Source organism: Microbispora siamensis, from assembly GCF_016863095.1.
Taxonomy (GTDB): Bacteria; Actinomycetota; Actinomycetes; order Streptosporangiales; family Streptosporangiaceae; genus Microbispora; species Microbispora siamensis.
The window spans coordinates 113501-122337 of the sequence record NZ_BOOF01000036.1; the positions used below are offsets into that span (position 1 = coordinate 113501).

9 protein-coding genes are annotated in these 8837 nt (G+C 72.5%); all 9 read right to left on the reverse strand.

Features of this window, described 5'->3' with window-relative positions; translation table 11 throughout:
* Nucleotide 1: 1 nt before the first annotated feature.
* Nucleotides 2–934, reverse strand: a complete 933-nt coding sequence (locus tag Msi02_RS29285) for an ABC transporter permease (protein WP_079316992.1) — start codon at nt 932–934, stop codon at nt 2–4.
* Nucleotides 931–1965 carry an ABC transporter permease gene (locus tag Msi02_RS29290; protein WP_204051219.1) on the reverse strand — a complete coding sequence of 345 codons (1035 nt, stop codon included), beginning with the start codon at nt 1963–1965 and terminating at the stop codon, nt 931–933. The genes Msi02_RS29285 and Msi02_RS29290 overlap by 4 nt, the downstream gene beginning before the upstream one ends.
* On the reverse strand, nt 1962–3782 hold the full coding sequence (locus Msi02_RS29295) for an ABC transporter substrate-binding protein (protein WP_204051220.1): 1821 nt from the start codon (nt 3780–3782) through the stop codon (nt 1962–1964). Before Msi02_RS29295 ends, Msi02_RS29290 begins: the two co-directional genes overlap by 4 nt.
* Before the next feature lie 149 nt (nt 3783–3931).
* A complete protein-coding gene (locus tag Msi02_RS29300; RefSeq protein WP_204051221.1) occupies nt 3932–5410 on the reverse strand; it encodes a glycoside hydrolase family 3 protein in 1479 nt (492 codons plus the stop codon).
* Nucleotides 5401–6405 carry an N-acetylglucosamine kinase gene (locus Msi02_RS29305; protein ID WP_239108795.1) on the reverse strand — a complete coding sequence of 335 codons (1005 nt, stop codon included), beginning with the start codon at nt 6403–6405 and terminating at the stop codon, nt 5401–5403. The genes Msi02_RS29300 and Msi02_RS29305 overlap by 10 nt, the downstream gene beginning before the upstream one ends.
* Nucleotides 6406–6490: 85 nt before the next feature.
* Nucleotides 6491–6715: a hypothetical protein gene (locus Msi02_RS29310; protein ID WP_204051223.1), complete on the reverse strand. Its 225-nt coding sequence runs from the start codon at nt 6713–6715 to the stop codon at nt 6491–6493.
* A gap of 87 nt (nt 6716–6802) precedes the next feature.
* On the reverse strand, nt 6803–7696 hold the full coding sequence (locus Msi02_RS29315) for an SMP-30/gluconolactonase/LRE family protein (RefSeq protein ID WP_204051224.1): 894 nt from the start codon (nt 7694–7696) through the stop codon (nt 6803–6805).
* Nucleotides 7693–8478, reverse strand: a complete 786-nt coding sequence (locus Msi02_RS29320) for an IclR family transcriptional regulator (protein ID WP_204051225.1) — start codon at nt 8476–8478, stop codon at nt 7693–7695. Before Msi02_RS29320 ends, Msi02_RS29315 begins: the two co-directional genes overlap by 4 nt.
* A gap of 78 nt (nt 8479–8556) precedes the next feature.
* A partial coding sequence (locus Msi02_RS29325) for a (Fe-S)-binding protein (RefSeq protein ID WP_204051226.1) occupies nt 8557–8837 on the reverse strand: 281 nt, incomplete at its 5' end.

Here is an 8837-nt window from a genome sequence, read left to right on the forward strand (position 1 = left end):
GCTACTCCTCCCGCAGGCGGGGATTGAAGATCTCGTCCATCGCGTCCACGATCAGCACGATGCCCAGGGTGAGCAAGAGGATCGCGATCAGCGGGGCCAGCAGGTACGGCAGCGCGGCGGGAGTGGTGAGCGCCCCGCCGTTGAACACGGCGAGGTTCAGCATCACGCCCCAGTTGTTCGACTCGAACGGCAGCACGCCGAGGAAGAACAGGCCCACCTGGGCGTACACCGCGCCGGTGACGGCGATGAGCATGTTCATCGCGATGTACGGCGCCATGCCGGGCAGCAGTTCGCGGCCGATGATGTGCCGGGTGGGCAGGCCGAGGCCGCGAGCGGCCTCGATGAAGCCGCGCTCGCGCAGCGACAGCGTCTGCGACCGCACGGCGCGGGCGATGCCGCCCCAGCCGAGCACCCCGAGCACCAGGCCCATCTCCAGCGGGCTCTCGAACTTCCACACCGTGGACAGCACGAGCAGCAGCGGCAGGCCGGGGATCGCGAGGTTCATGTCGGTCAGCCGCATCAGCAGCGTGTCCCACCGGCCGCGGTGGAAGCCCGCGACCAGCCCGATGAGCGTGCCGAGCGCGACCGTGATGACGGCCGTGGCCAGGCCGGTGAGCAGCACGTAGCGCGCACCGGTGACGACCAGCGCGAGCACGTCGGTGCCCTCGAAGTCGGTGCCGAAGGGGTGGGCCAGGCTCGGCGGCGCGTACAGCGCGTTGTCGTCGCGCGGCAACTGCGCGGGGTAGAGCAGCGGCCCGGCCACTCCCATGACCGCGAACAGGGCGACGATGACCACCCCGGCCATGCGGCTGGGCTTGCGCCGCAGCACCCGCCACACCCCGCGCCAGAAGTTGCGCCGCAGCGTCGCCCGGGTGGTCCCGGCCGGCGCGGCCTCGGGGCTGATCGCCCCCTCCGGGTTGACGATGACGGTCATGCCGCGCCTCCGCTCCTGACCCGCGGGTCGATCACCGTGTACAGCAGGTCGGCGACGATGTTGGCGACGACGATGCCCACCGTGATCACGAGGAACGTGCCGCCCATCAGCGCGTAGTCGCGGCTGCTGATGCTGTTGACGAGCAGCAGGCCGAGGCCCGGGTAGTTGAAGATCTGCTCGATGAAGATCGAGCCGCCGAACAGCATGCCGATCGACAGGGCGAGGATCGTGAACAGCGGCAGGATCGCGTTGCGCGCGAGATACCGGAACACGAATCCGCGCCGCAGGCCGCGCAGCTCGGCCGCGAGGATGAAGTCGTCGCCGAGCACGGCGACCACGTTCGACTTCATCGCGAGGATCCACCCGCCGTAGCTGGCCAGCGTGTACGTGACGACCGGCAGCACGGCGTGGTGCACCAGCGAGCCGATGTAGCCGGCGTTGAAGCCGGGGACGAACTCGACGTCCACCGGCCCGCCCGACGGCATGATCGGCCACAGCGTGGCGAAGATCGCGGTGAGCAGCAGGCCGATGACGTAGACCGGCACGCCGTGCAGCAGCGAGCCGGACAGCGCGAGCGCGTCGCCCAGCTTGCCCGACCGCTTGATCGCGGCGTAGACGCCCATGGTGACGCCGAGCAGGAAACTCAGCAGCGTGCCGGCGAGGACCGGCAGCACGGTCCACCGGGCCGCGTGCCCGATGAGCGTGGTCACCTCCACGCCGGGCGTGCTGAGCGAACGCCCGAGGTCGAGGTGGAGCAGCGAGCCCATGTAGCCGACGTACTGCTGCCACAGGTTGCCGGTGGGCAGGAAGCCGTACAGGACGGCGGTGGCCCGCTCGGCCTGCTCGGGCGACATGCCCTTCTGGATCAGGCTCTCGTACTGCCCGAGCACGGGATTGCCGGGGATCTCCCTGATGATGACGAAGCTGATCGTGGCGACGACCCAGATCATCGCCAGGCCGCGGACCAGGTGGCCGCCGATCTTCCTGGCGATGGCGCCCAGCCGGGGACGCCCCGGAACGGCGTGCGTCATGCCTGCCCCTTCTCCGCTTTCCTGATCATCCCGAGCTGCATCCACACCCCGGACGACAGCCGCAGGGACTCGTCGTCGTCGGGCGGGAACGCGGTGTAGCGGGACGTGTTCACGAACTGCGTGTTCACGTAGTCCCAGAGCTGGACGACCGGAAGCTGCTCGTTGGCGACCTTGGCCAGGACGCCGACGATGCGCTGCTGCTCGTCGTGGGACGCGTAGTTCAGCCTGCTGGTCAGCTCGCCCGGGTCGACCGTGCCGGCGGCGCCGGCGTCGACCTTCTCCGGGCCGCCCATCCAGTTGCCCTCGGTGCCCGGCGCGACGTGCCGCAGCCGGCCGCCGAACATCTGCCAGCCGTTCGCCTGCCCGAACAGCCGCTGGAAGATGTTGTACGGCGAGGGGCCGAGGCCGATCAGCCAGAACCCGAGGTCGTACTTGCCGTCGGCCAGCTCGCCCAGATAGAGCGTGTAGTCGGCGGCGGTGACGACGCTGGCGTCGATGCCGTGGTCGCTGAGCTGGCTGCTGATCGACTTGCCCGCGGCGACCCAGTCGGAGAACGACGCGGGCACGTGGATGCGGACCTTCCACGGGCTGCCGTCCGGCAGGGTCCAGCGGCCGCCCCGCTTGGTCATGCCGGCCGCCTTCAGCTCGGCGTCGGCCTTGGCGGCGTTCACCCGGTACTGCTCAAGGGTGTCGAACGCGTCGCCCAGCCAGGCCCGGGCCGCCTTGGCGTGGATGCCCGAGGTGGTGGCGGCGGGCGTGCCGCCCTCAGGGGAGGCAATCCTCGTGACCTGGGCGCGGTCGATCAGGTAGGCCATCGCCCGCCGCACGTGCACGTTGTCGTACGGCTTGTGCGACTGGTTGAACGCGAGGGAGACCGCCACGGGCGAGTAGCCCTTGACCACCTTGCTGCCCTGCGCGCCGCGGATCCGGTTCATGACGGCGGTGGGCACGGAGGTGAAGGGGGCGTTGTCCAGCCGGCCGGCGATCAGGTAGTTCCAGATCTGCTCGTTGCCGGTGTAGTTCAGGATCTTCACCTTGGCCGGCGCGATGTTCTGCCGGGCGTAGAAGTAGGGGTTGCGCTTCAGCAGCGCCGCGCCCGGGTTCACCCGCTCGAGCACGAACGGCCCGGCGGACACGTCGTGACCGGGGTTGAAGGCGATGACCTTCTCCGCCAGCCCGGTGATCTGGTTCTTCGCCTTCTCGGCCGCCTCGCCCTGGCCGTGCTGGGCGACCTTGAGCGTCTGCCAGAAGTCCGCGGGCAGCAGCTTCCCGAAGACGTGCGCGGGCACGACCACGGTCGACAGCAGGTTGGCGAGGAACGTCGAACTGCGGTTGGCGCCCTGCGTCACCCTGATCGTCTTGGAGTCGACGACCTGGATGTCGGCGGCGGCGCCCGCCGCCTTCGGGTCCAGTGCGTACGCCGTGCCGCCCTGGGTGTAGGCGAGACCGATCGAGACGCGCACGTCCTCGCTGGTCACCGGCGTGCCGTCGGACCACCTGGCGTCCGGCTGCAGGTGGATGACGACCTCCGACCGGTCCGGGGACATGCTCCAGCTCCTGGCGATGGCCGGGTAGAACTGGTTGGGATCGGTGGGGTCGTTCTTGGGCCACGCCAGCGCCATGCCGTTGTATCCCGAGAAGACCGATCCGACGGGGTTGAACGGGTTGATCGGCGCGCTCGCGTTGATCTGCTTGCTGCCGTCGATCGTGGTGTACACGCCGCCGCCCTGTTGGGCGGTGTCCGTCGTCCCGGTAGTGCCGCAGGCGGTGGCTGTGACGATCGACGCCAGAGCCACGATCGCCGCGAGTCGCTTCATGGGCTGCTCCTGGTTCCCGATTGCCTGGACAATACGGGCGCTCTCGCGATGCCGTCAATTTTTTCCACGGGCAGACGAGGCGATGGAGTTAATTTTTACCCGAGCCCGCTACCTGCGAAGATGTTGCGCGCCAGAGATCGGTGAATCGGTCAGACTCCGCCGGTGAGCCAGCGGGCCGCCGCCCGCGCGGAGGCCGTGGAGCTGCCGTGGGTGGCGAGGTACAGCCGCCCGGCGGGCGGCCCCGGCACCCCGGTCTCGACAACGACCGCGTCCGGGCGGGCACGCAGCGCCTCGTCGAGGAGGCGCCGCATCCAGGCGTGCCGTGCGGCGTCGTGGACGGCGATCACCAGGGGACGCCCCGTCTCGCTCAGATCCGGCAGGCGCCCGTCGTCGTCCACCTCGGCCGTCACCGTCCCGGGCAGGATCTCCTCGATCGCCTGACCGAGTTTCAGCGGGGTCGCGCGGCCGACGGCCTGGCTGGGCCGCGCCGCCAGGTGCACCACCAGCGGCGCCTTCGTCAGCGGCGCCGTCGCCTGCTCCGCCGGGGCCGCGCGCAGGGCCGCAGTCGCCGCCGCCAGGCCGAGGCCCTCGTCGGCGTCGCGGGCCACCGCAGCCCTGGCGCCGGCCTGCGCGTCGTACCACGCGGCCAGGTCCCGCACCCGGCCCGCCGCCTCGGCCAGGCGCTCCTCCGCCAGCCGTCCCTCGCGGACCGCGCCGCTGATCGCGTCGCGCAGCGCGTAGACGCTCTCCCCTCTGGCCGAGGACACCCCGACGCAGATCGCGTCGGCCCCGGCGGCCAGCGCACGCACCGCGATCTCCCCCGGCTCGTGCAGGGCGGCGACCGCGCGCATCTCGATCGCGTCGGTCACCACGAGCCCCTCGAACCCCATCTCCTGCCGCAGCAGGCCGGTCAGCACGGCCCGGCTCAGCGTCGCGGGGAGCTCGTCGACGGCGGGGACGAGCAGGTGGCCGCACATCACGGCGCGCACCCCGGCCGCGATGGCGGCACGGAACGGCGGCAGGTCGCGTCGTTCTATCACCTCGCGGGAGGCCCGTACGGCGGGCAGTGCCAGGTGGGAGTCGGTCACGGTGTCCCCATGACCGGGGAAGTGCTTGGCGCAGGCGGCCACCCCCGCGCTCTGCAGTCCCTCGATCCACGCGGCGCCGTGGCGGCCGACCTCCTCGGGGTCGGAGCCGAAGGAACGCACGCCGATGACGGGATTGCGGGGATCGGCGTTGACGTCCACTACAGGGGCGTAGTCGAGGGTGACGCCGGCGGCGGCGACCATCCGGCCGATCTGCCGCGCCACCCGGCGGGTCAGCGACTCGTCGCCCGCGACGCCCAGCGCCAGGTTGCCCGGCCAGGAGCTTCCCCTGGCCGCCTCCAGCCGGGTGACGGCGCCGCCCTCCTCGTCCACGGCGACGACCACGTCCGGCCGTTCCCTGCGCAGTTCGGCGACCAGGGCGGCCGTCCCGTCGAGGCCGGCGACGTTGCGGGCGAACAGGACCACGCCGCCCAGGCCCTCGCCGAGCGCCCGCCGCAGCCAGGCGGGCGGCTCCGTGCCCTCGAAACCGGGCTGGAGCACGGCCATCGCCATCCGGTCCAGCTCGCCGCCGCTCAGCCCCATGGGCCCCCCTGCTCGATCAGCACGCGGTGCGCCTCGGCGGCACGCGGGTCGCCGGGCAGGGCGGCCCGCACCGCGAGCGCGGCGGCGCCCGCCGCGTTGTCCCGGGCGCGCACCAGCACGGCCCGCCTGCCCAGCTCGGCCCGGACCAGATGGGCGAGCTCGGTCGGCTCGGTCAGCAGCGACCCCGCGAGCACCAGCGGCCCTCTGCCTCCCTGTGCTCCCCTCTCACGGGCGCCCTCCCCGGCCACGACCCGTGCCGTACGGCACAGCCTGCGGGCCGCCTCCGCGACGACACCGCGCGCCACCTCGTCGCCCTCGCGGGCGGCGACGTCCACCACGGGCGCGAGCGTGCCGAGCCAGGCGGGCCCCTGCTCGGCGACCCGCGCGTACACGGCCGCGACCAAGGCCTGGGCGAGCGCGGGCCCGTCGTCCTCGCCGGCCGCGCCCGGTCCCAGGACGGCCTCGGCCACCCGGGCGACCAGCACCGTGGGCGCGCCCCGGCCGTCGATCGCGTTCAGCGCCGCGGCGGCGGCCCGGCGGCCCAGCCACACGCCCGAGCCCTCGTCGCCCAGGAGCCAGCCGAGGCCGTCGGCCCGCCGCACGATTCGGCGGTCGCGGATGCGGGCGCCGATCGCGCCGGTGCCGGCCACCAGGACCGCGCCGTCCGGCTCGTCGGTGGCGCCGGTGAAGGCGACGAGCACGTCGGCGACCACCGCCGGGCGCCCGGCGAGCCCGGCCTCCCGCCAGGCCCGCTCCGCGGGCTCCGCGGCTCGGGCGGCTCCGGCCAGGCCGAACACGCCGCCGGCGACCCGCGCGGGGTCCAGGCCCTCCAGCGCGCCGAGGAGAGCGGCGCGCAGGTTGGCGGCCGGGTCGGGGACCGAGATCGCGTTGGCGCCGCCGGCCCGCCCCCGCCCGGCGATCTCGCCCGACTCGCTGACCACGACGCAGCGCGTGCTGGTGCCTCCCCCGTCCACGCCGACGAACAGAGCCCCCACGGCCGCTCCTTTGTAGATACCTTCCATCAACCTATAAGGCGATGGAAATCTTCTACAACGGCCGTCGGCCGGACGGGAAGCCCGATTATTTCTTGCTGTCGGTGAGATCGACGAGCGCGGTGGCCGCCCGGAAGAACTTGTTGCGCCCGAGGTCCCCGACGGTCTTGATGTGGAAGGCCTTCTTCAGCAGTTCCGCGTCCTCCGCGCTCACCCCGGCCAGGGCGTCCACCGGCGCCTTGATGATCTCTTCCAGGGTCTTGTCCTCGTACTCACGGTCGAGCAGCTTCGCCAGGTCGGCCGATACAGCCATGGTTCCCCCCATCGAACACGCCCCCGATACCTCTTGAAGTGCCCAAACGGCCCATTTCCTATGCCGCTCGCGCGCCCGCTCGGCACGCTAGGCGGCGATTCGCGGCCGCCCCGACCAGACCGGGACGGGCGCGCCGGGCACCTCGACGCGGGTGGTGAACAGCCGGCCCGAGTCCGGGTGGGCGCGGCGCCGGTCGTCGGTCAACTCCGCCGAGGCGGTGGTGATGACCAGGGTGCGCAGGTCCTCACCGGCGAAGGCGACGCTGGAGGTGTGCGGGGCGGGCACCGGGATGCGCTCGGTCAGGGTGGCGTCGGGGGCGTACCTGCGGACCTCGCCGATCTCCCACACGGCCACCCACAGGTGGCCTTCGGCGTCCAGGGCGATGCCGTCGGGCAGGCCGTCGTCCACCCGCAGGTGCACCCGCCGCCGCCCCGCCGCGCCGGTCGCCGGGTCGTAGTCGCGTACGAAGACGACATGGCGGTGGGTGTCGACGCTGTACATCGCGCGGCCGTCGGCCGACCAGGCCAGGCCGTTGGACAGGTACAGGTCGCCGTCGAGTTCGGTGAGCCGGCCGTCGGGCTCGACCCGGACGAGCGTCTCGCGCTGCGAGGGACCGTCCAGGGACATGGTCCCCACCAGGAGGCGGCCGGCCGGGTCGACGCCGGCGTCGTTGAGCCGCCGGCGCTGTCCGGCCGGGACGACGCGGGGCCCGTCCCACCGGGTGCCGTCGGGGTGCAGCACGACGAGGTGTTCCTGGGCGGCCACCAGGAAGGCGCCGTCGGCCGCGACCGCCACCGCGCCGACCATGGAGTCGAACTCGTGCCGGCCGGTCACCTCGATGCGGTCGCCGTCGAGACGGCCTTCGAGCACCGCTCCGGCGAGGATGTCGACCCACAGCAGGCGGTCCCGCGCGGCGTCCCACACCGGCCCTTCGGCCAGCCGGAACGTCTCGGTGGTCGCGGGGACCGGGGGGTTGGTCATCGTGGTTCTCCCAGGTGGCCGAGCAGGGCGCGGATGTCCTCGACGGCGTCGACCAAGGCCCGCAGGGGGGTTCGGTAGGTCAGGCCGCTGACGCTCAGCGCGCCCGAGGGAAGGACCGGCGAGGTCGCGTAGACCGGGACGGCGACGCAGTTGATGCCCACCTCGTTCTCCTGGTCGTCGACGGAGTAGCCCTGCGCGCGGATCGCCCGCAGTTCCTCGTGCAGTTCCTCGGCCGTGCACCGGGTGTGCGGGGTGCGGCGCACCAGTGGCTCGTCGCCGACCCACTCGGCGACGGCTTCGGGCGTGTCCAGCCGGTAGGCCAGCAGCAGCTTGCCGACGGCGGTGGCGTGCGCGGGGTTACGGCCGCCGATCGTGGAGGTCAGCCGGACGGCGCCGGTGGGCGGGTCCACCTTGGCCCGGTAGACGACCTCGCGGCCGTCGAGCACCGCGTAGTGCGCGGTCTCGCCGAACCGCGCCGCCAGCGTCTCCAGCAGCGGCCGGATGCGTACGTGCTCCGGGCGGGCCTCGTGGTGGGCGAAGGCCATCCGCAGGAACTCGTCGCCGAGCATGTAGTGACCGCGGGCGTCCTGGTCGGCCAGCCCGGCCCGGCGCAGCGCGCCCAGCGCGCGGTGCACGGTCGGCTTGGGGCTGCCGATGGCCCGGGTCAGCTCATCGAGTCCGACGCCGTCTGGGTAGCGGGACAGCTCCTTGAGGACGGCGAGGACGCGGTCGGAGCCCACCAGGCGGCCGTCGTCGGCTGGGGGTGTCACTTCACCGGTCATCTGCCTATCCTTCGCGGCATTCCAGGAATCAGATTAACGTGCCGATTAATGGAAGACGGCGGCCCCGTCCGGCACGGTTCAGGAGGCGGTGACCCGGTCGAGCAGTTCGAGCAGGTGGTGGTAGGTCTTCCCGGTGGCGCGGGTCATGCCGATCTCGCAGGTGCGGTTGACCGACGCGTGCGCGGTGAAGCCGCCCTCGGTCACCGAGGCGGCCTCGGCGCGGGTGGCGGAGGCGGTCAGTTCCGGGTGTAGCAGGCCGCGGTCGCCGGCGAAGGCGCAGCATTGCCATCCGTCCGGGACGACGACCTTTGTCGCCACCGCCTCGGCGACCTTGGTGACGGCGGTGTCGAGGCCGAGGC

Coding starts and splice junctions, on each gene's coding strand:
- Msi02_RS29310 (WP_204051223.1), bottom strand. CDS start 6,715: ATGGCTGTATCGGCCGACCTGGCGAAGCTGCTCGACCGTGAGTACGAG.
- Msi02_RS29315 (WP_204051224.1), bottom strand. CDS start 7,696: ATGACCAACCCCCCGGTCCCCGCGACCACCGAGACGTTCCGGCTGGCC.
- Msi02_RS29290 (WP_204051219.1), bottom strand. CDS start 1,965: ATGACGCACGCCGTTCCGGGGCGTCCCCGGCTGGGCGCCATCGCCAGG.
- Msi02_RS29320 (WP_204051225.1), bottom strand. CDS start 8,478: ATGACCGGTGAAGTGACACCCCCAGCCGACGACGGCCGCCTGGTGGGC.
- Msi02_RS29300 (WP_204051221.1), bottom strand. CDS start 5,410: ATGGGGCTGAGCGGCGGCGAGCTGGACCGGATGGCGATGGCCGTGCTC.
- Msi02_RS29295 (WP_204051220.1), bottom strand. CDS start 3,782: ATGAAGCGACTCGCGGCGATCGTGGCTCTGGCGTCGATCGTCACAGCC.
- Msi02_RS29285 (WP_079316992.1), bottom strand. CDS start 934: ATGACCGTCATCGTCAACCCGGAGGGGGCGATCAGCCCCGAGGCCGCG.